This is a genomic window from Neoluteolibacter marinus (assembly GCF_014904755.1).
Lineage (GTDB): Bacteria > Verrucomicrobiota > Verrucomicrobiia > Verrucomicrobiales > Akkermansiaceae > Haloferula > Haloferula marina.
The window spans coordinates 111,265-132,378 of record NZ_JACZFQ010000097.1; the positions used below are offsets into that span (position 1 = coordinate 111,265).

Annotated in this window: 14 protein-coding genes; 9 read left to right on the forward strand and 5 right to left on the reverse strand. The window is 65.0% G+C overall.

The window, feature by feature from the left end; translation table 11 throughout:
• Window positions 1-2 precede the first annotated feature (2 nt).
• Complete coding sequence (locus tag IG178_RS19050) at window positions 3-902, reverse strand: TIGR01777 family oxidoreductase (RefSeq protein WP_193214172.1); 900 nt, start codon at window positions 900-902, stop codon at window positions 3-5.
• Window positions 903-995: 93 nt separating this feature from the next.
• Between IG178_RS19050 and lptD the strand changes: the two genes are divergently transcribed.
• Together lptD and IG178_RS19060 are read left to right on the forward strand one after the other, a co-directional pair.
• Window positions 996-3,563 (forward strand): LPS assembly protein LptD, encoded by a 2,568-nt coding sequence (lptD, locus tag IG178_RS19055; protein ID WP_193214173.1) that lies wholly within the window; start codon window positions 996-998, stop codon window positions 3,561-3,563.
• A 38-nt stretch (window positions 3,564-3,601) separates the two neighbouring features.
• Window positions 3,602-4,240: an NAD(P)H-dependent oxidoreductase gene (locus IG178_RS19060; protein WP_193214174.1), complete on the forward strand. Its 639-nt coding sequence runs from the start codon at window positions 3,602-3,604 to the stop codon at window positions 4,238-4,240.
• A gap of 211 nt (window positions 4,241-4,451) precedes the next feature.
• Here the strand turns inward: IG178_RS19060 and IG178_RS19065 are convergent, their stop codons facing one another.
• Window positions 4,452-5,087: a YcbK family protein gene (locus IG178_RS19065; RefSeq protein WP_193214175.1), complete on the reverse strand. Its 636-nt coding sequence runs from the start codon at window positions 5,085-5,087 to the stop codon at window positions 4,452-4,454.
• 219 nt (window positions 5,088-5,306) lie between these two features.
• Between IG178_RS19065 and IG178_RS19070 the strand changes: the two genes are divergently transcribed.
• The gene (locus IG178_RS19070) at window positions 5,307-6,467 is read left to right on the forward strand and encodes an LptF/LptG family permease (RefSeq protein WP_193214176.1); all 1,161 of its coding nucleotides are present in this window, start codon (window positions 5,307-5,309) and stop codon (window positions 6,465-6,467) included.
• Between the two features lie 14 nt (window positions 6,468-6,481).
• The gene (locus tag IG178_RS19075) at window positions 6,482-8,353 is read left to right on the forward strand and encodes a SulP family inorganic anion transporter (protein ID WP_193214177.1); all 1,872 of its coding nucleotides are present in this window, start codon (window positions 6,482-6,484) and stop codon (window positions 8,351-8,353) included.
• Between the two features lie 5 nt (window positions 8,354-8,358).
• Here IG178_RS19075 and IG178_RS19080 read toward each other — a convergent pair whose 3' ends face one another.
• Window positions 8,359-11,727 carry a transglutaminase family protein gene (locus tag IG178_RS19080; protein WP_193214178.1) on the reverse strand — a complete coding sequence of 1,123 codons (3,369 nt, stop codon included), beginning with the start codon at window positions 11,725-11,727 and terminating at the stop codon, window positions 8,359-8,361.
• A gap of 105 nt (window positions 11,728-11,832) precedes the next feature.
• Here IG178_RS19080 and IG178_RS19085 point away from each other — a divergent pair, with 105 nt between their 5' ends.
• Window positions 11,833-12,525 (forward strand): 3-keto-disaccharide hydrolase, encoded by a 693-nt coding sequence (locus IG178_RS19085; protein WP_193214179.1) that lies wholly within the window; start codon window positions 11,833-11,835, stop codon window positions 12,523-12,525.
• 103 nt (window positions 12,526-12,628) lie between these two features.
• On the opposite strand, the gene IG178_RS19090 is transcribed toward IG178_RS19085, so the two are convergent.
• A complete protein-coding gene (locus IG178_RS19090) occupies window positions 12,629-16,984 on the reverse strand; it encodes a DUF7133 domain-containing protein (RefSeq protein WP_226895592.1) in 4,356 nt (1,451 codons plus the stop codon).
• Between the two features lie 433 nt (window positions 16,985-17,417).
• Here IG178_RS19090 and IG178_RS19095 point away from each other — a divergent pair, with 433 nt between their 5' ends.
• Genes IG178_RS19095 through IG178_RS19105 form a run of 3 tightly spaced genes read left to right on the forward strand, consistent with a single transcriptional unit; the run spans window position 17,418 to window position 18,365 of the window.
• A complete protein-coding gene (locus IG178_RS19095) occupies window positions 17,418-17,690 on the forward strand; it encodes a BrnT family toxin (RefSeq protein WP_193214181.1) in 273 nt (90 codons plus the stop codon).
• The gene (locus IG178_RS19100) at window positions 17,687-17,968 is read left to right on the forward strand and encodes a CopG family antitoxin (protein ID WP_226895593.1); all 282 of its coding nucleotides are present in this window, start codon (window positions 17,687-17,689) and stop codon (window positions 17,966-17,968) included. The genes IG178_RS19095 and IG178_RS19100 overlap by 4 nt, the downstream gene beginning before the upstream one ends.
• Window positions 17,969-17,975: 7 nt before the next feature.
• On the forward strand, window positions 17,976-18,365 hold the full coding sequence (locus IG178_RS19105) for a VanZ family protein (protein ID WP_193214183.1): 390 nt from the start codon (window positions 17,976-17,978) through the stop codon (window positions 18,363-18,365).
• Window positions 18,366-18,439: 74 nt separating this feature from the next.
• Here IG178_RS19105 and IG178_RS19110 read toward each other — a convergent pair whose 3' ends face one another.
• Window positions 18,440-19,642, reverse strand: a complete 1,203-nt coding sequence (locus IG178_RS19110) for an autotransporter outer membrane beta-barrel domain-containing protein (protein ID WP_193214184.1) — start codon at window positions 19,640-19,642, stop codon at window positions 18,440-18,442.
• Between the two features lie 834 nt (window positions 19,643-20,476).
• Here IG178_RS19110 and IG178_RS19115 point away from each other — a divergent pair.
• Window positions 20,477-21,112 (forward strand): hypothetical protein, encoded by a 636-nt coding sequence (locus IG178_RS19115; protein ID WP_193214185.1) that lies wholly within the window; start codon window positions 20,477-20,479, stop codon window positions 21,110-21,112.
• The last annotated feature ends 2 nt before the right edge of the window (window positions 21,113-21,114 follow it).

The following is a 21,114-nucleotide window of genomic DNA, read 5'->3' on the forward strand; positions in this document are numbered from 1 at the left end:
ACCTACACCAATTCGTCCAGCGCCAGCTCGAGCGTGGGATAGCGGAAGCGGAAACCGCTTTCGAGAAGCGCCCGCGGGATGGCCCGCTGGCTGGCGAGAAGCGCGCTGGCGAAGTCGCCCAGCGCGAGCTTCAGCACGGCCGCCGGAGCAGCCATCACCGCCGGCCGGCGGAGGGCCTTGCCCAGCTTGCGGGTGAAATCCGCGTTGCGCTCCGGTTCCGGCGCCGAGCCGTTGACCGGACCGGCGAGGTCGGGGTGCCGGATCGCGTGCAACATCCCGGCGGCGAGGTCTTCGACATGGATCCAGGGCATCCATTGCTCACCGGATCCGAAGCGACCGCCGAGTCCGAGCCGGAACGGCAGCAACATCCGCCGGAAGGCTCCACCCTCCGCCCCCAGCACGATGCCCGTGCGCCACTTCAGCACCCGCGGCCCCAGGACCGCGATCTCGTCGGCGGCTACCTCCCATTGGCGGCACAGGTCCGCCAGATAACCGAGCCCGGGCGGAGCGTCGTCCTCCAGAATGGTGTCGCCGCGGTCCCCGTAGATGCCGACGGCCGAGGCGTTGACCAGCACCGCCGGCCGCTGCCCCGCGGGCAGGTCCGCCACCGCCCGCGCCAGGGTCCCGGTGACCCCGACCCGGCTGGCATGAAACTTCCTTTTGTTCGCCGCCGTCCAGCGCTGGTCGACCGGCTCGCCCGCCAGGTTCACCACCGCCGAGATCCCCCGCAGGTCGGGAGATTCGTTCCACAGCCGCCAACCCGGCACCGCCGGGTCCGGCGACCGTGCTCGGCGGCTGAAGCCGCAGACCCGCCAACCCGCCGCGGCCGCCTGCCGGGCAAGTTCGCGGCCGACGAAGCCCGATGCGCCGACGATTCCAAGGGTTCCGTTCGACTCGTCCATCTCCCCTCATCATCCTCCCCGTGAAAGTTCCCGCAACCGCTTTCCGGCTTTGACCTTTACTTGAATCCGGGCAGCCAGTCTCATCCCGCCACGATGAGGGTCGCCGTTCTCCCCGCCATACTTTTCGCCTCGCTCCCGCTCGCCGCCCAAGAACCCGAGTTCATCGACGAGTCGCTGATCCCGGCGGATGCCACTGGCGAGGAACCGGCCCCGATCGGACCCGTTCCCCTGCCGCAAGGGATGGAGATCTTCCCGAACGACGTCGGCAATTTCGGCATCCCCAAGGAGATCACCGTGCGCGACTTCGGCGACTCCACGTCCTACGACGCCATCACCGGGATCGCCACCTTCGGCGGGCCATTCGAGGCGGAAACCGACAGCGGCATGAAGCTGAATTCCCGGCAAGCCCGCTGGGAAGGCAAGCAGGCCAAGTTTTTCGTCGATGGCACCGTCAAGATGACGACCAAGGACGGGATGGAGGTCTATGCCGACCATGCCGTCGCCGACACCAAGGCCCAGACCGTCACCCTCACCGGCAACGTCAGTGTCTATCAGGGCAACCTGCTCCAGCGCGGCCAGGAGGTGGTCTACTTCTGGGGCGACGAGCGCATGGATGCTTCCGGTCTCCGCGCCGGCGTCGACCCGTTCATTCTCGAGGCCGGCCAGTTCACCATCGAGGACCGCGACGGCCGCCAGGTCTATGTCGGCCACGATGCCGGTGTGACCACCCACGACGTCGAAGACCCCGGCTTCTGGCTGCGGGCGAAGGAAACCACCGTCTTCCCCGACGACAAGGTGGTCTTCAAGAACCTCCGCCTTTACGCCGGTGACACGCCGATCTTCTGGCTCCCCTACCTCTCGCAGCCGCTCGACAGCGACCTCGGCTACCACTTCGTCCCCGGCGCCCGCTCGAACTGGGGAGCTTTCCTCCTCAACAGCTACGGCATCATGCTCGGTGGCCGGCCCAACCCGGAGACCGGCGAAAACGAGGATGCCTGGCTGCTTTCCCGCTGGCACCTCGACATGCGCACCCGCCGCGGCATCGGCACCGGGGTGGACCTGCTGGATACCCGGCTGGAAGACAATCCGAACCTGACCGGCCTTACCGCCTACTACGCCTACGACCTGAATCCCGACATCAGCCGCACCGGGATCACCCGCGGCTACGTCAACGAGGACCGCTACCGGATCGCCCTGCAGCACCGGCTGCCGCTCGACTTCGAGGAATACGCCGACTGGCGCATCGATGCCAATCTCAACATCCTCAGCGACAACTACTACCTCGAGGACTTCAACCCGGAGCTGTTCCGGGTCGATCCCAACCCGGACAACACCCTCGGCATCTTCCGGCGCGACGACGCGTCATTGTTCAGCCTCTACGGCCGCTTCCGCCCGAACGAGTTCTATCGCTCGGACACCCGCTCGCCCGAGATCGCCTTCGACATGGCGCGCCGGCCGCTTTTCGGCAGCCCGATCCTCCACGAAGGCACCACGTCGCTGTCGTTCATCGACGAGGAAGTCGGCAGCGCCTCGCTCAATGCCCTCCGCCCGCTCATGACCCTGCCGGCCGGCGACCCGCGGGTCCCGGGCCTGCTCGCCGTGCTCCCGGCCTATGAGCGCCAGCTGGTCCAGGCGATCCGTTCCCTGCCCCCCGGCAGCCCGGCCATTCCCGGCCTGGTTACCCAGCTCTACAGCCCCGGCTACAGCCGCTTCCACACCTATCAGGAGATCTCGATGCCCACCAACGTCGGCGGTTGGCTGAATCTCACCCCGGAGCTCGGCATCGGCTACAGCCGCTACGACAATGTCAACGGGCCCTCGAAATCGATCGACCGCACCCATCTCCATGCCGGCATCGAGGCCTCGATGAAGTTCTCCAAGGACCTCGGCGACGTCTTCGACCGCAAGGTCGGACTCGACGGGCTCCTCCACGTGGTCCAGCCCTACGCCCGCTTTTCCTACATCTCCACCGACGACCTCGATCCGCTGTTCCCGGCCGTCGACCGCGAGACCTTCTCGACCCGCCCGCAAACCCTGGCGGTGCCCCGCTTCACCGCCGTCGACAGCCTTCGCGACTGGAGCATCCTCCGCCTCGGCATGCGCAACCAGCTCATCACCAAGCGCGATGGCCAAAGCTACGACTGGCTGTCGATGGACACCTACTTCGACGCCTTCATCACCGATCCCGACTACAACCGCAACTTCTCCAACCTCTACAACGACCTGCGCTGGAATCCCCTGCCCTGGCTGGGCATGAACCTGGAGACCCAGTTCCCGGTCATCGACGACGGTTCCGGTTTCTCGGAAGTTGCGGCCCGCATCCGCTTCATGCCGAACGAGAACCTGGAGTTCTCAATCGGCGACCGGCTGCTCTCGAATCACCCGGTGCTCACCGATTCCCACCGCATCGACCTCCGCGGCTACGCGCGGCTCAACGACAAGTGGGGCGCAGGGTTCTTCCAGCTGTGGGAACTTGACGACGGGGTGCTCGAGGTCCAGCAGTACACCCTCCACCACGACTTCAACCATTGGGTTGCCTCGATGGGGATCACCCACCGCGACAACCGCTTCCAGGACGAGTTCGGGGTGATCTTCAGCTTCACCCTCAAGGAATTCCCCTCGGCTTCGTTGCCATTCAAGCTCGACGCCCAGCAAGAGTGAAGCACCTCGATTTCCGCGTCCCGAACCCCGACCTTCCCATGACCCCGTCCGCCCTCCTCGATTCGCTGAACTTCCGCTACGCCACCAAGGTCTTCGACCCGACGCGGCAGATCCCGGAGGAAGAGTGGGATGTCTTGGAACAAGCGCTGGTTCTGGCTCCGTCCTCGTTCGGACTGCAGCCGTGGAAATTCCTGGTCATCAATGATCCCGACCTGCGCTCTCAACTGCGCAAGCATTCGTGGAACCAGTCCCAGATCACCGACTCCTCGCGGCTGGTCGTGTTCCTCACCCGAACCGACCTGACGGAGCCCGACGTCGACCGCTTCATGACCCGCCTGGCCGCCGTCCAGGGACGCGATCCCGAGACTCTCGACGGCTACCGCAACATCGTGGTCAGCTTCGCCGCCGCAATGAACCGCGAGTCGCGCCATGCTTGGAACGCCCGCCAGACCTACATCGCCCTCGGCCAGTTCATGACCGCGGCGGCGATCATCGGCATCGACACCTGCCCCATCGAAGGCTTCGATCCCGCAGGCTACGATGAGGTGCTGGAGCTCGCCGGCACCGATTACACCACCACCGTCGTCTGCGCCGCGGGTTACCGTTCCGGAGACGACAAATACGCCTCGACGCCAAAGGCACGGTTCCCGCTCGAGGAGCTCATCGAGCACCGCTGACAGCTTCTCCGTCAGCGATCTTCCTACGCGATCACGGGGTTCCCGCCGCGCGGGGATTTGCTAGATTGGCCCCATCAACAGGCCGGTTAGGGTGGCCTGCGGATGTGAAAAGGAACTGGTCAGGTACCTTGTCAAAACTCACGGGCGCCGGAGACTCCCCTCTCCGGCGCCCGATGCGTTTCCGGAAAATGGTTCGGCCCAAGGGCACGGCTCACCAATCGACGTTCTGGCCGCGGGTATCGATGTGGGTGAAGCTTGAGTAGCGACCGACGCCGCCACGGAACAAGCCGCGGGCACGCATCGTGCGGGCCTTCGCCGCCACGCTGGACGCGTGGACGGGGAACTTCACATCGACCGCCACGTTGGACTTGTGCCACGAGCCGCTGCTCGCGCCGGCACAGCGGGCGTTGTAGGCCGGGGAGCGGTAGGCTGAGACGATCTCTTTCACCGGTTGACCGAGTTCCTCCGCGAGCCGGTCCACCACCTTCAAGGTCGGCGCCATTTGCTTCCAAAGCGACTTGGGCGGCAGGGTGTTCCAAACACTCCCGTGCCTCTTGGCATGGGCCGCGATCACCTGCTGCGGGGTGAGCCGCTTGAGCTGCAATCCCCCCAGATAGTCCGCGTAGGCACCAAGCGTCCGACCTTGCCGTTCAACCCACTCCGCGGGCAACTCGTCGAGGTTCAGGCTTGCGCCCCCCCGGGGCTTGGACTTCCAACCGAAAAGTGCCGAGGCCGGTGTGGCAGAGGCAAACAGGGCAAAGGCTCCGGCCCCAAGGGAACCGATGGCACCCCGGCGTGTCAGGCGGGGCGAGCGGGCGGGGTCTCCGGAAAAGTCTGAAAAAAGCATGATCAAAAAAATCGTTGCGGATCCGGGATTTCGCGAAAGCAGCTCCCGTGCCGCCAAGTATTGGGTTGTTTCGCCGCCCGGGCTTTCCGGACGAATTCGCCGGGGAGGAAACCAAGCGAGGAGAGCGCGGCAAGGAATTTCGGTCACATTTGCTAACCGTTAGTCGGCCCGCCTTCCCACTCGACAGCCTGCCGGCCCCGGCGCAGGCTCCGCATACGCATGCGTCTCTCCGACCGCTATATTGGCCGCCAAGTCCTCGTCGGGACGCTGTTCGCCATTATCCTTCTAAGTTCCATCCTGGTGCTCGGCAGCGTCTTCCAGACCATCCGCACCCTGCTGGTCGATTTCGGGGCACCGGTCTCGATCATCTTCGAGTTCATCGTCGCGGCGATCCCCTTCTCGCTGATCTACACCATCCCCTGGGCTTTCCTTTCCGCGGTGCTGCTGGTGTTCGGGCGCCTCTCGTCGGACAACGAGCTCATCGGCTTCCGGGTCGCGGGCCTCAGCCTCTACCGGCTCGCCCTGCCGGTTTTCATGCTCGGGCTCCTGCTGTCCGGCCTTTGCATGTGGCTCAACCTTGAGATCGCTCCGAAGGCGAAGTCCACCTCGAAGCACATCGCCACCCGCGCGTTCTTCATGAACCCGCGCAGCATGCTGAGCGCCGCCGCCGAAAAAGACGGGCTGGCCCGCCTCGAGCAGAGCCTCGAAAACGTCCGCGCCTACATTGAAAAGTCGGATGGCTCCAAGATGGAAGGACTCCATCTCTTTCAAGTCGGGGATCCCAACGATCCCGACTCCGCCGACATCTACGTCCACGCGATGAAGGCGGAGGCCGTCATTGACACGGAAGCACAGCAGTTCCGGCTGCACCTCTATGACGCGATGTTCGAGACCACCGGTGAAGCAGGCCCGGACGGCAAACCGGGCGCTCCCGAAGTGGTGATCGCCGGCGAATCGGTGCCCGTGGTGCTGCCCTTCACCCCGGCGCCCTCGAAGCAGGATCCCGGAACCATGAGCATCGCCGCCATCCGCGACTACATGGAGGAGCTCGAGCAACTCGATGTCGAGCGGGTCAAGGAAGGCAAGCCCGCCTTCTGGAAGTACAAGCTGCCCAACTACGAGGCGGAAATCCAGGGTCGCTTCGCCTCGTCCTTCGCGTGCCTCGCTTTCGCTTTCATCGGCATCCCGCTCGGGATCAAGGCCCGCCGCAAGGACACCTCGACCGGATTGATCCTGAGCCTGCTGATCGGCGCGGCGTACTTCATCTGCGGGATGATCGGCGGCAGCAGCAGCAGCGGCGTGATGATCGCCGCCTGGGCGCCGAACGTGGTTTGCGTGCTCCTCGGAATGTTCTTACTCCGGCGCGCCCGCTTCCGCTAGGATCCGGAAATCCCATGACCACCCATTTCCACCCACGCCGGATGCTGCGCCGCGTCGGCGAGTTCTTCCGGGGTGGAAAGCTCGACCCGCTGCCGATCCTCCACACCCTCCGGAAGTACACCCGCGAGAAATTCCGGGCCGACGGCAAGGCCGCGCTCAACGTTTCGCTTCTCGATATCCCGCAGGGCATGGCCTACGCCGCCATCGCCGAACTGCCGATCGTCTTCGGCATCGCCTGCTCGGCCACCGCGTCGCTGGTGGCACCCCTTTTCGCCGGATCGCGCCACACCATCCTCGGGCCGACCAACGCCACGGCGTTCATGCTCTTCGGCTTCTTCGCCATGGAACCGGCGCTGGCCTCGAGGGAGACCGAGCTTGTGCCGCTGCTGGTAATGATGGTCGGGATCTTCTGCCTCCTCGGTGCGGTTCTCCGCGTCGCCGACCTGCTGCAGTACATCTCCCGCTCGGTGCTCGTCGGCTACGTCTCCGGAGCCGCCGTGCTGATCATGACCAACCAGCTCAAGCACCTGCTCGGCATCGCCGCGGAGGTCGACGAGCACCACGCCCGCAGCTTCGTCGGCCTGGTCGACGCCCTCGCCCGCTCGCTGCCGTCCGCCGACCCGGGACCAATCATCATCGGCTTGGTCACCTTCGCCGCTTTCTTCGCATTGAAGAAGTGGAAGCCGCGCTGGCCGAACCTCGCCATCGTGCTGATCGCAGCATCGGCCATCTTCGGCTCGATGATCCATAAGGGCGTCAGTCCCTTCACCGGCTCCGCCTGCTTCCGGTCCTTCACCCCGCAGGACCTGATGCCATCCTTCCCGTCGCTCGCCCGCGCCGGCATTTTCGAGGATATCTCCGCCCTGCTCGGCGTTTCGCTCGCAGTTGCATTCCTCGCCTGCCTTGAAAACTCGCTGATGGCGAAAACCATCGCCTCGCGATCCGGCGACCGGGCCGACGTCAACCAGGACATGTTCGCGGTCGGGGCCGCCAACTTCGCATCCGCGATCGCCGGCGGCATGCCAGCCTCCGGATCCCTGCTCCGTTCGACGCTGAATTTCACCTCCGGCGCGCGCACCCGGATGTCGTCGATGTATTCCGGCACTTTGGTCCTGGCCGCCGCCATGCTGCTCGCCTGGCTGCCGAAGTTCGGGATCTCGGTCATCGAGTATGTTCCCAAGGCAGCCCTGGCCGCTCTGGTCATCGGCATCGCGATGGCCCTGATCAACCGCCACAACATCCGCATCTGCCTGCGCTCGACGCCCGACGATGCCGCGGTGCTGCTGGTCACCTTCCTCGCCACCTTGATCGCCCCGCTGAACGTTGCCATCTTCATCGGCGTGGCGCTGTCCATCACCCTCTTCCTGCGCAAGGCCAGCCGCCCCCACCTCGTCGAATATGAATTCAGCGACGCCGGCGAGCTCCGGCAGATGGGCGAGAAGCGCCAGCGGCCGAACCCGGCGATCTCGATCGTCCACGTCGAGGGCGACCTGTTCTTCGGCGCGGCCGAGCTGTTCCGCACCCAGATCCAGCGCACCGCCGCCGACCCCTCGCTGAGCATCATCATCTTGCGCTTGAAGAACGCCCGTCACCTCGATGCGACATCGGTGCTCGCGCTCGAGGACCTCATCAAGTTCATGCGCGCGAACGACCGCCACGTCCTGATTTCCGGCGCCACCCGCGAGGTCTACCGGGTGCTCAAGAACTCCGGCGTACTCGAAACCGTCCAGCTGGGTGCCGACCGCAAGGCCGGCGAAAGCAACATCTTCCTCAACCGGCCGAGCAACCCGAACCTCTCGACCCGGGGCGCGCTGAAGCGTGCCCAACAACTGCTCGGCGACCAGAAGGCCGACGTGCGGATTTTCTACGATCCGAACAAGAAGTAGGCCGCCTACAGGCCTTTGCCCGAACGCAGGTCGAGCGTCACCGGGAAGTCCATTCCGAGGTCTTCCGGCGGAACTTCGACGTAGCTCACCGGCGCGCCCCCGGCCCGCTCTGTCAGGCGGCGGTAGCCCAGGCCGCCGGTCGCCACCGGCTCCATCACCCCCGGCGTATGGCCGTGCTGCCAGAAGCGGTTCACCCGCCGAGATTCCGCCTCGTAGGCATTCACCGGGAAGGTCTCGTAGCTCCGTCCCCCCGGGTGCACCACGTGATACACGCAGCCACCGAGCGAGCGGCGGTTCCAGGTGTCGACGACATCGAAGGTCAGCGGCGTGTGCACCCCGATCGTCGGGTGCATCGCCGACCACGGGTCCCAGGCCTTGTAGCGCACGCCGGCGACGTATTCACCGCGGCGACCGGTCGGCTGCAACGGGATCCGGCGGCCGTTGCAAACCAGCACGTGCCGGCCGTCGACCATGCCGCGGACCTTGATCTCGACGCGCTCAACCGAGGAGTCGACATAGCGCGCGGTGCCGCTCGAGGAGCTCTCCTCGCCGAGCACGTGCCACGGTTCCAGTGCGGCCCGGACTTCCAACTCGACGCCGTGGTGGCACATCCGCCCGTAGACCGGGAAGCGGAACTCGTGGAACGGCTCCAGCCAGGCCGCCTCGAAGGGAATTCCGGCCTCCTTCAGGTCGAGCGCCACGTCCTTCAGGTCCTCGCGGATGAAATGGGGCAACATGAAGCGATCGTGGAGGTCGGTCCCCCAGCGGATCAGCTTCTTGTGATAGGGCTGGTCCCAGAATCGGGCAACCAGCGCGCGCACCAACAGCATCTGCACCAGGCTCATCCGCGCATGAGGCGGCATTTCAAAGGCCCGCAGTTCGAGGATGCCCAGACGGCCGCTGGCGGAACCCGGCGCATAGAGCTTGTCGATGCAGAACTCGGCGCGGTGCGTGTTCCCGGTGAGGTCGGTCAGAAGGTTCCTTAGGACGCGGTCGACCAGCCACGGCGGATCACCGCTCTCCGGCAACTGGCTGAAGGCGATCTCGAGTTCGAACAGCTTGTCGTCGCGGCCCTCGTCGACCCGCGGCGCCTGGCTGGTGGGCCCGAGGAAAAGCCCGGAGAACAGGTAGGAGAGCCCGGGGTGATGCTGCCAGTAGGTGATGAAACTCCGCAGCAACCCGGGCCGGCGCAGGAAGGGGCTCCGCTCCGGCGACTCGCCGCCCAGCGTAACGTGGTTGCCGCCGCCGGTCCCGGTGTGGCGGCCGTCGAGCATGAACTTCTCGGTGCCCAGCCGTGAAATACGAGCTGCCTCGTACAACGCCGTCGTGTTCTCCACCAGCTCGCGCCAGGTCTTCACCGGGTGCACGTTGACCTCGATCACCCCGGGGTCGGGCGTCACCTTGATCCGCTCGACGCGGCGGTCCCAGGGCATCTCGTAGCCCTCGATGACCACCGGCAGCTTCAGAGAGACGGCGGCCTTCTCGACCGCTTCCAGCAGCAACAGGTAGTGCTCGAGGTGGGTCACCGGCGGGAAGAAAACATGCACCTTGCCGTGGCGCGGTTCGAAGCAGATCGCGGTGGTCGCGACCGGCTTGCCCGAGTCCGCTGCCTCCGGTGCCGCCGGAGTGACGCCCGTCGCCGTTTGCAAGGTCTTGCCGGCCGGCAGCAGCGAGCCGTGATCGGGAAGGTCGCCGGAAGACTCCAACGGCGAGGCTTCCAACGCCGCCTGTTCGCTGCGCTCCTCCTCGCTCCACTTCGGCAGAGAATCCAAGGGCAGCCGGAAACCCATCGGGGATCCACCGGGGACCAGCGTCATCCGGCCGCGGCGGAAGCTCCACCGGTTGCTCTTCCAGCGGTCCCCTTCGACGTCCCACTCCACCGGCAGCGCGAAGCCGCTCGGTTTGGACAGTCCGCGATCGAGCAAACTGGCGAGGTAGCGCCGCTCCAGCGGATCGTCGAGGTCGGCCGAGTGGGGATCAACGTTCTCCGGCAGCGTGCTCTCCTTCCACGCGTAGTACATCGCATCCTCGAACCCCGCGAGCAGGTGCGACTTGTTGCAGGCAAGCTCTTCCGCCACCAGGGCCGCGAAGCGGCGTGTCTCCTCGATGCCGTGGCCCGGGTCGGAGTTCGGGTCGGCCAGCCACTGCTCGTCCTTCCAGAGCGGCTGGCCGTCCTTGCGCCACATCACCGTGTAACCCCAGCGCGGCAGGGGTTCACCGGGATACCATTTGCCCTCGCCGTAGTGGAGCAGGCCGCCGGGTGCATGGATGTCTTTCAGCCGCTTCAGCAAGGTCATCGCCAGCTTGCGCTTCGCAGGACTGTCCGCGCTGACGTTCCACTCCGCACCCTCCATGTCATCGATCGACACGAAGGTCGGCTCGCCGCCCATCGTCAACGCGACATCGCCGGCCTCGAGCCGCGCGTCGACCTGTTCGCCCAGCGCGTTGATCGCCTCCCATTCGGCATCCGAGTAGGGTTTCGTGACCCGCGGATCCTCGTGGACCCGGCTCACCTCGTTGGCCCACACGAACTCCGTTTCGCAGGGATCGACGCCACCCACCACCGGCGCGGCGCTGGCCGGCTCCGGGGTGCAGGAAAGCGGGATGTGCCCTTCCCCGGCAAACAAGCCGGACGTCGGATCGAGCCCGACCCAGCCAGCACCGGGAAGATAGACCTCGGTCCACGCGTGGAGATCGGTGAAGTCTTCTTCCGGGCCCGACGGTCCGTCGAGGGACTTCTGGTCGGGCTTCAGCTGGACCAGGTAGCCCGACACGAACCGCGCCGCCAGGCCGAAGTGCCGCAAGGCCTGCACCAGCAGGAAGGCGGAATCCCGGCAGGAGCCGGTACCCCGTTCGAAGGTCTGCTCGCAGGACTGGACGCCCGACTCCAGGCGGATCACGTAGCTGACCGCCTGGTGGACCTTGAAATTCACGTCGACAAGGAAGTCGATGGTGCGCCGCTTCTCGCGGGAGATCGTCTCCAACCATTCCATCAACCGCGGTCCGCTTTCCGCCGGTGTCAGGTAGGGCGCCAGCTCCTGCTTCAAGTGCGGCGCGTATTCGAAGGGGAACTCCTCCGCCGCATCCTCGATGAAAAAGTCAAAGGGGTTGATCACCGTCATGTCCGCGACGAGATCCACCGTGATGCTGAGCTTCCGCGTTTTTTCCGGGAACACCAGCCGTGCCGCCCAGTTGCCGAAGGGGTCCTGCTGCCAGTTGATGAAGTGGTTCGCCGGCTCGATTTTCAGCGAGTAGGCCGTGATCGGGGTGCGGGAATGAACGCAGGGCCGCAGGCGGATGACATGGGGCCCCAGATTGACCTCGCGGTCGTAGCGATATTCCGTGACGTGGTGGAGTCCGACTCGAATGGCCATAGGGTTCACCGACCATGAAGCGCCCCCCATGCCAAATGAGGCAAGGACATACGCATGCCCGCCTGTGACATGGAAGGGATCCCGGAAGTCCGGCGTAGTCCCCCGATGCGCCTGAAACACCTGCTACTGGGCCTTCTCCTGGCTCACTCGACCTGCTCCGCGGCCGACGAGGGCTTCGACTCGATTTTCGACGGCACCCTCGCGAACTGGCAGGGAGATCCGACGTATTGGCGCGCTGAGGACGGTGTCCTGATCGGCGAGATCACCCCCGAAACGCTGCTCAATAAGAACTCGTTCATCATCTGGCAGGGCGGCGAGCTCGCCGACTTCGAGCTCAAGCTCGAGTACCGCGTCTCCGACAAGGGCAACAGCGGCATCAACTACCGCAGCATCCGCGTCGCCGATCCCGAAACCAAGTGGGCGATGGAAGGATACCAGTGCGACATCGACGGCCAGGACCAGTGGACCGGCCAGAACTACGAGGAGCGCGGCCGCACCTTCCTCGCCTACCGTGGCGAGAGCGTTGTCCTCAAGCCCGATGCGAAACCCGAGCTCACGAAACAGCTCGGCGATCGGGCAGAACTCCAGAAGAAGGTGAAGAAGAACGACTGGAACGCGGTCCACCTCATCGTGAAGGGCAACCACCTCCAGCACTTCGTCAATGGCGTGCTGATGGCGGAGGTCACCGATGAAGATCCCGGGAAGCGCCGCATGTCCGGCCTGTTAGGCGTGCAAGTCCACGTCGGCCCGCCGATGAAGATCGAATACCGGAACATCCGGGTGAAGAAACTGAAATGACCTGTGATGGAAGGCCTTCAGCCTTCCGTGCTCGTTCAGAAGGCTGCGGGCAAGCGAATGGTGCCCATCCGCTTGCCCGTCAGAACCGAATGAAACGAACGACCTACTTTTTCGCCAGGTCTTCCAGGTAATCCAGCAGGCTCGCGAACTCGCGCACGGTGAGGTTCGAGACAAGGCCCGGCGGCATCAGCGAATTCGGCAACTTCTCGCGCTTGGCGATGTCGGCGGTCTTGAGCGTGCTCTCCTGGGCAGCGATGTCGCGGAGCTTTACCTCGGCGGCGCTTTCCAGGGTGATGAAGCCCATTTTCGCCGAACCGTCCTTCATCGTGATCATCTCCGTGGCGAAGCCCTGGGCGATGGTCGCGCCGGGATCGAGGATGTTCTTTGCCAGATCCTCCCGGGTGTAGGTCTGGGCGATGGTGCCGAGGAAGGGCCCCTTCTGCGGCTCGTCCATGCTGACGGCATGGCAGGCGACGCAGGTCTGGCGGGTATACAGCTGCTGGCCTTGGGCGACGCTCCCCTTGGTCTTGAGGATGGCGGCAACCACTTCTTCCGGCTTGAGCGTGCTGACCAGCGGGGTGGTGTCCTTGCTCATCTTCTCGAGCTTGAGGCGCTTCGCGGTTTCCCCGGCTTCCTTCGCGACCTCGGGATCGGCATCCTCGGTCGCGAGCAGCACCTGTTCGTCGAGGCCGTGGAAGTCGGTCATGCGGATCGCGCGGAGGATCTGGATGCGGCGCTTCGGATCTTGCCAGCCTTCATCGAGAGCTTTCTGGGAGAGCTCGCGGGCCTCGGGGCTGCCGCTCTTGCGGACACTCAGCGCGAGGAGCCCGGCATCGGCCCAAACCGAGCCGCCGCCGTCGATCGCGTGTGCCATCTTTTCAAGAAGCTGGTGATGGTTCTCAAGCTTCGGAGATCCGAGAAAGGCCTGGCGCGCCTGATCCCGCTCGCCGCCGCGGGGCATCCGGGCAAGGGCGCCGAGGGAAACCTGGCAACCTTCCGCCGAATCGGTTTTTGCCAAGGTGGCAATCGCCCGGGCGAGCAGCTTCGGCGGCCCGTCCATCGCAGCGGCCTTGATCAGCAGCGGCACCCCAGCGGCCGGAACGGTCTCGACGGCGGCAAGTTGCTCCACCACTTCCGGCACCAGGCTGTCGTCGGATCCGGCCAGGACGAGCAGGCGGTCCAGGGCTTGATTGGACTCGATGCGGTTGCGGCTCATCTCGCGCACCAGGAAGGCGGCGTCCGCCGGCGAGGCCTTGGCGAGTTCCGCCTGAAGGGCCGCGGCGATCTTCGTCGTCTCGCTCCAGGGTTCCGGCTGATAGTAGGGCCCGCGGGTGTCCGGCCGGGTCCCCCACGAGTCGCCCTTCCATTCGCCCTCGTGGAAATGGAGGCGACACAGGGCGCCCAGCAATTCGGTCCGGATCGCAGCCGAAGACGGGCGGTCGAGACGGGCAATCAGGCCGTCGACGACCCCGGTCGTGTGCATGCGCATCAGGGCACGCAGCGCGCCGGTCCGCCGCGCGGAAGCCGCGTCGGTGCTGTCGACGACGTCGAAGCAGGCTTGGGCCGCACCGAGCATGGCGAGCGAGCGGAACGCGGTATGGGCCACGACCTGATCGGCGTCGCCGAGCTGGGTCGCGATCTCCGGGGCCAGCGATTTCATGTGCTGGCGGGTCGCGCCGACGATTGCTTCGAGGCGCGTGCGCGGATCGTTGCTTTTGAACCCGGCGGTGAAAGGCGCGGCCGGCGCTACGGTCTTGCCTTCCCGGGTCTGGTCCAGTCCCATGTCACCGAGGGCGCGCAAGACAAAGCGCTGGAGGGCGGGATCACCGGCAAGCGGCTCGATCAGCTTGACCACCGCGGCCGCGGACGACGCCTTGGTGCCGCGCGAGGCCAGCGCATACAGCGCGGCCACCCGTGCGGGAAGCGGCTTGGTCGGATCGCTTGCCAGCTTCACCAGGCCCTGCGCCATCGCGGCGTTCGCGGGCCGCCGGTTCAGGGCTCGCTGCGCTTCCAAGGTCCGGACCTGGCTCGGCGACTCCAGCAAGGCGATGAGCTCGGCATCGCTCGCCTTGTTGAAATCCGGCAAGGGTTCCGGAGTGTAGCCTTTCGGCGTGACCTTAACGATGTAGCCGACGTCCGGACCTTCCCAAGCGAAGGTCGCGCCTTTCCAGCTGGCCTGATAGATCGCGCTCATGCCGTCGACATCCGCGTCGGTCGGGCGGGTCATCTTGATCAGCGGTTCGGGCTTCGCGGTCTCCGCAAAGGTCGCACCGCGCGGTTCGACGGTGTGCTTCCACAGCGCCCCGCTGCCCCAGTCGCAGGTGAGCGGCGCGTTGTTCCACTTCGCCGGGATGCCCGGTTCGGAGAGGTAGACCGAACCGCAGCCGGAACCGCCGCCATAGTCGGCCAGCGGCTGGACAATCTCGTCGCCGAAATTGATGTACATCCGCGGGTAACCGTGATCTTCCAAGCCGGTGAAGTGGTGGAAGCGGACGTCCCAGCCGCCGCCGTCGTTGGTGTTGTCACGGGCAAAGATGTCGAGCAACGGGCTGATCGGCGTGCCCAGGATATTGCGGGTGCCGGTGCTGAAGACCTCGAGGTTGGTGCCGTCCGGACGGAAGCGAATCACGCCGCCGGCGCGGTGCTGCAGGTGCTTGCCATCGGTGCCAACGGCATCCATGAAGCCGAAGTCGCCGCCTGCGATGTAGAGCCAGCCGTCGATCCCGAGGCTCAAGCCGTTGGTCGTGTGGTCGGCCGGGCGATCCTTGAACCCGAAGGCGATGCCCGTGATAAGGGTCTTCTCCTCGTCCGCCTGGCCGTCGAGATCGTGGTCGATGTAGACGCTGACATCCGGCGGATGAACGACGTAGAGGCGGTCGTTGTCCCACACCATCCCGCGCGGGGAGTCGACGTTCTTGACGAACTCGGTCACCTGGTCGGCACGGCCGTCCTTGTCGGTGTCGCGCAAGCGGACGATCCGGCCGCGGTTCGGATCGCGGCCGAGCGAACCGTTGCCGTCACTCGCAACATAGAGGTCCCCGTTCGGCGCGGAGGCGACATAGACCGGGTAATTCGCCGAGGACGGGGTGGCGAACAGGCTGACGTCGAAGCCCTCGGCAACCTGCACGTCCTTGAGGATCGCGGTTTCCTGTTCCGGTGTCAGCGTGACCATCCGCGGGATCGTGTTGCCTTGTTTCTTGAACGGGTCGGCATCCTTCCTGCGGTCCGCCTCCGGGCGGAGGGCAAAGAGCGGCCCCACCCCGTCGCCGGTCGCACTGATCTCGCGGATGCAAGCCCAGTCCCGGGAAGTGCCGGTGCAGGTGATCTTCACGAACTTGACTTCCGTTTTGGAAAACTCCGCCGAGGTATCCCCCGGTGCCTCGTTGCCCTTGGCATCGGCGAGGACCGTCCACTGCTTGCCATCCATCGATCCCTCGATGACGTGGCGATAGACATTGGCCGGATGCTCCCAGACGATCTTCAAGCCGGTGAGCGACTGCGGCTTTTCGAACTCCAGTTGCAGCCACTGCGGGAGCGATCCCCCGTCGGCGCACCAGCGGGTGTCCGTGGTGCCGTCGATGGCCTTGTAGGGAAAGTTGTCGGGTTGGGTGCTGGAAGCCGTCACCTTCGCCAGCGTCGCGTTCGCCGGCGGTTCGATGCCGGCCTCCGACTTCCTGGGCACCACGGTGAAGCGACCGGCCGGCCCCTGATAGGGCTTGAGGAATTCCGCGTTGAGCTTGTCGCAGCTCCAGAGCAACCCGCGCACCACCAGATCGAGGTAGCGGCCGTCGGCCACCGTCTCGTTGTTGTGCCCCAGCGTCGTGCTGAAGGCGCGGGTGCCTTGGTAGTCGTTGGTCCAGACCACCACGTTGGTGTCCTTGCCGCCGTTCCCCTGCTCCTGGGTCCCCAGCGCGAGCGGCGTCGCCGAGGGGAACACCTTCACGTTGTTGTAAAGCTCCTCGTTGATCGTCGTCCAATTGGCGAGCCCTTTGGTGACCGGGTGATCCGCCACGGTATAATCCACCTCGATCGGCTTTTGCCAGCCGTGGCCGCTCGACTGGAGGCCGAGGAATTCAAACCAGAGCTCGCTGCCGGTCCGGTAGGAATGCATCGCGCAGTGCAGGTTCACCGCCGGCAGACCGCCCTTGTGGGCATCGACGATGTTCTGGACGTAGGGCATTTCCACCATATCGGCGGCGCACTCGTCATGGATGACGACGTCGTAGCCCTCGGCCCAGTCCTTGTTCTCGTAGATCGGGAACCACGGTTTGGTTCCGTTGTCCTCACTGCGGATCACATCCACCTGGACATTGGCCCGGGCCTGGATGCCGTCGCGCAGGATCAGCGCTTGTTTTTCGTAGTCATGGCAGCATCCCCCACAGACCAGAAGGGCGCGCAGCGGGACATCGGCGGCAGGAAGGGAGAGGGCGGCGAAAAGGAGAAATGCAAGGGAACGCATGATCATTGCAGGAGCGGATCGGACGAGGCCGCGACACTACGAGACCCCGCTGTGAATTCTCACGCGGGAAATTCGCCCGGACTTCTTGCCCGCCGTCATCCCCGGCCAGTTGTCGGCGGGGAAAGTGACCGCTGGCAGGCCTGCTTTGTTGGTTTGCCTCGCTTCGGAACGACTCGCCGGGGCATCGCGAACGGCGACTGCCCTACCCGATTGTGGTGAGGCCAAAACGACCGATTGCTCGTCGATCCCGACCTCGGCCCCGCCGACCTCGCGGTCTTTCTCCGCCATGATGGGACCCAATCCGCTCTCCGACGCTTGCCTGCTCTCAACATTCACCGGTCTCCCGACGGAATCACCCTTTCCGCGAAGCAAGCGCCTTTCCGCTTCCCCATCCCGGCCATCTGGTGTTTTCTCCGGCCCGCAACCGATTCCCATGGAGCTCGACCTAATCGACGTCCACTTCGACCTGAAGTCCTACAAGCCGCGAGAACTCGAGGAAGCCCTCGAGGACCCGTTCGGCTTGCGCCTGCTGCCTGACCAGGAATCCGGCGAAAGCCGCTTCTACGCGCTCGGCCGCACGGTCGCGGACCGCTACCTCTTCGTGTGCTTCCGCACCGACGGCAAGCGCACCCGCGTGATCGCCGCCCGGGACATGAGCGAAGGGGAACAGCGCTTTTACGAACGCAAATACGCCGAGTTCAAATGAGTGAGATGCAATCGATCGTCCGCTGGACGGACATCCCGGAATTCGAGGACGAGGAATCCGAAGCCGAGTTCTGGAAGACCCATGAACTCGACGCCAAGGTGATGTCCGGATCGATCCACGAGCCGGATTCCCGCGAATCGACGACCATCACGCTCCGCTTCGACCCGCGCATGCTGTCGCGCATCAAGCGCATCGCCCGCTCCCGCTTCCTCAACTACCAGTCGATGATGAAGCAGTGGCTGGCCGAGCGGCTCGAAGACGAGTTGCGCAAGCAGTAGGCCCGCAATGCGCCGGATCCTCCGACAGCCTCCCTTCTGGATCGTTGCCGTCGTGATCTGGTTCGGCGTCCTGTGGTGGCTCTCGTCGCGGTCGAACATCTTCCCGCCCGACCGGGAGTTCCAGGCCAACGACAAGGTCCTTCACTTCGGCTACTTCTTTGGCGGCGGCATCCTGCTGTCCGGGCTCCTCCACCGGCTCGGCACCGATCCTCCCCGCTGGCGCCGGATTTTCCTTCTCACGCTCGCGATCGGCAGCTTCGTCGGCGCCCTGGACGAGCATCACCAGTCCTACGTGCCGGGCCGCAGTGCCCACGATCCCGCCGATTTCACCGCCGATGTGCTCGGCATCATCTGCGGAGCCTGGATTTTCCGGAAGACCCACCGGCTGATCGCCTGACAGCGATCAAAACGAAAACGCCCCGTCCGGCTCGGGGGAAAGGCCGGACGAGGCGTTTTAACCCGGGGGTAAAGTCAGAATTCCTTGCCGGCCCTCACGCCGCCATAGTGGGCTTCGGTGTTGCTGCCGAAGCGGCCTTCGTAGTCGAGACCGACGCTCCAGCCGTTGTCCCAGTAATAGCCGACGCCCGCACCGACGACCGCGAGGTCCTCGTCGTAGCTCTCGACCGGGATGCCGAAGGAGGTCACGTTGCCGTCTTCAAATTCGTGCTCCCAGCCGACCCGCAACTGGGGAGCCCAGAAGCCGGAACCTCCGCGAATCTTCCAGGACACCTGATAGCCGAGGATCGAAACCAGCGAGTCGACATCCTGCTCGCCGAAGTAGGTCGCACCCGGACCAACCTCGGTGTAGGCGTCGATGCTTCCGGTGATGTAGCGCAAGCCGGCATAGGGGCCGTGCACGAAGTCGTCCTCGCCGAAATTCAGGCCGACGTTGAACTCGATCGTGTGGGTCTCGGCGTCGGGCGATCCCGAAGCGATTCCGCCACCGGTGTAGCGGTTGGTTTCAAAGGAATGCATCCCATAGGAATACATCAGTCCGGCCCACAGGTCCGCCGAGCCAAGCGTGTCGGCCCGGTAATAGGAAACGTAGGGGCTCAGGGCCACCGAGTCGACATCCGTGCTGCCGACCGATCCCATGTCGAGGTCCCCGCTGGAAGCGGAGAGAGCCACGCCGACACTCCAGTTGCGGTTGATGTGATACTCCACGCCGACGCTACCGCCGAAGACTTCCAGCGAGCCATCTTCGGTTCCGGGAGCGACTCCCGTCGTCGGAGTTCCCGGTCCGCTGGACGGCATGCGGGCTGAGACCATGCGCTTCAGGTCATATTTCTCGTCCTTCTTGTCGTCCTTTTTGTCGTCCTTCTTCTTCGAACGCGGACGATAGCTGTCGCCATCGTGATCCTCGCTGTAGTAGTAGAGCGAGCCGAAGAGCCGCCAACGGTTTGGCACCGGCACAGCGATCGCGGACACCTTGCCCTTGGCGGAACTCATGCCGCCCTTGGACCCGGAGTATTCGACCGGGGCCTCGGTTTCGATGATATGGTTTCCCGGGCGGATGCCGGCGCGATTGCGGTAAAGATGGCTCCCGACATCGCGGGTCGTCGCCCAGGCGAGACCAAGGGTGCCGACTCCCAGCGCCGAGGACGTGGCATTGCGGTTGTCAGGAAACTCCTGGCCGGGCTGTTGTGCGCGTGCCGTGACGGATCCTGCTGCCATGGCGGCAAGCAGTACACGAGAAAGCCGGGGGGCTTGGGTGCTCATATCGGGGGGATGGGGGTGAACCGCTCCTCGGGGAAGGAGGCGGAGGGGATCCGGCGTATAGCAGCAATTTTCCGGGGCAGGCAAGGAAAGTTTGGACCCCTAAGTTTTGACGAAATCTTATAAAATTTAACTTTCAACCTCGATTGATCGGCAATGCAGCCCCAGATTGTTGCCGGAAGCTGGAGGGTCTCCCCTCCTTGATTCATCGCGCTAGATCCTTAGCCTGAACCGGTGCCACTCGATCCAACAGCAACCGAACCGCTCAAATTCAACTGTCCGGCTTGCGGTTCAGGCCTGACCGTTCCTGCTGCGGCGGCAGGCCTGACAGGACCCTGTCCCAAGTGCTGGCAAGAAATCGTCAGCCCGGATCCGGGGCGTGGATTGGCCGCCCGGCTGCCTGAAGTTACGCCGGCAGCTGAAGCCCGCGAGCTCCCGGCAGAGCCCGCTCCCGAATCCGATGTTCCCGATGTCACCTCGCCCCGGGAGGCCGGCTCATCACCGCCCGCTCCAAGCCCTGCACCTTCCCATCACCGTCGTGGGCTGAAGGTGTCCTGGATCTTCCTCATGCTCATGAGTGCCTCGGGGGCCTCGGTCGCCGGATATCATTGGGGCAAAGCCTCGCGTCCAGTGATTCTGCCGCCGGTCGTCGCGACCAAAGCCGTGAATCCTCCGGCGCCGGTGCCCCCTTCCCCGCTCCCGCCCGAGCCACCTGCACCCCTAGCTTCCTCCACCGGGGTCGAACCGCCACCCGTCGAAGAGCCGCCGGTTGTTCCGGATTCACCCGGTCAATTGAGCGCGAGATCAACGCTCAATGCTTTCCTCGATGCCCCCGACTGGAAATCCCGGCGCACCTATGTGTTGGATCCGGAGGGGGTCGGTCCGGCCATGGAAGCCCGCGCCGCGGAACTCGGCGACGGTCCCATCGAGACCACCTCCATCCGCTTCGCCGGCGTCGACGGTGTGAACTACTTCTACCAAGTCTATACCCCCGGAATGCCAGAGGGGATCCCGATCTCGCTGCTTGGAACCGACGAAGGACCGATGATCGACTGGGAGTCGTTCGTTGGCTTCCTCGACGATCACTTCCGCAAGTTCATCGAAGGACCGGCGGACCGGCACGCGATCCTCGACCTCTTCGTGAAGCCGGGTGACGAAAGCGGCCTGTTCTTCCGCTACCACCTGAGCGTGCCGATGCCGGGCCGTGAGTGCGACGCCTTCATCCGCAAGGACTCGGTCGCCTTCGCCCGCTTGCGCAGCGTCTTCGACGGATCGGGCGGCTACGACCTGGAAACCGTCAACCGCATGACGGCCAGCAACGGCCTGCCGCTGGTGCTCGCCTTGGTGAAGCGCGAAACCAACGACGGCAGGACCTTCATCGAGATCGAGGATTTCGTCGCCGCGGGCTGGGCTCCACCGGCGCCGTGAGC

Coding starts and splice junctions, on each gene's coding strand:
- IG178_RS19090 (WP_226895592.1), bottom strand. CDS start 16,984: ATGCGTTCCCTTGCATTTCTCCTTTTCGCCGCCCTCTCCCTTCCTGCC.
- IG178_RS19105 (WP_193214183.1), top strand. CDS start 17,976: ATGCGCCGGATCCTCCGACAGCCTCCCTTCTGGATCGTTGCCGTCGTG.
- IG178_RS19065 (WP_193214175.1), bottom strand. CDS start 5,087: ATGCTTTTTTCAGACTTTTCCGGAGACCCCGCCCGCTCGCCCCGCCTG.
- IG178_RS19050 (WP_193214172.1), bottom strand. CDS start 902: ATGGACGAGTCGAACGGAACCCTTGGAATCGTCGGCGCATCGGGCTTC.
- IG178_RS19100 (WP_226895593.1), top strand. CDS start 17,687: ATGAGTGAGATGCAATCGATCGTCCGCTGGACGGACATCCCGGAATTC.
- lptD (WP_193214173.1), top strand. CDS start 996: ATGAGGGTCGCCGTTCTCCCCGCCATACTTTTCGCCTCGCTCCCGCTC.
- IG178_RS19060 (WP_193214174.1), top strand. CDS start 3,602: ATGACCCCGTCCGCCCTCCTCGATTCGCTGAACTTCCGCTACGCCACC.
- IG178_RS19085 (WP_193214179.1), top strand. CDS start 11,833: ATGCGCCTGAAACACCTGCTACTGGGCCTTCTCCTGGCTCACTCGACC.
- IG178_RS19095 (WP_193214181.1), top strand. CDS start 17,418: ATGGAGCTCGACCTAATCGACGTCCACTTCGACCTGAAGTCCTACAAG.
- IG178_RS19075 (WP_193214177.1), top strand. CDS start 6,482: ATGACCACCCATTTCCACCCACGCCGGATGCTGCGCCGCGTCGGCGAG.
- IG178_RS19110 (WP_193214184.1), bottom strand. CDS start 19,642: ATGGCAGCAGGATCCGTCACGGCACGCGCACAACAGCCCGGCCAGGAG.
- IG178_RS19070 (WP_193214176.1), top strand. CDS start 5,307: ATGCGTCTCTCCGACCGCTATATTGGCCGCCAAGTCCTCGTCGGGACG.
- IG178_RS19080 (WP_193214178.1), bottom strand. CDS start 11,727: ATGGCCATTCGAGTCGGACTCCACCACGTCACGGAATATCGCTACGAC.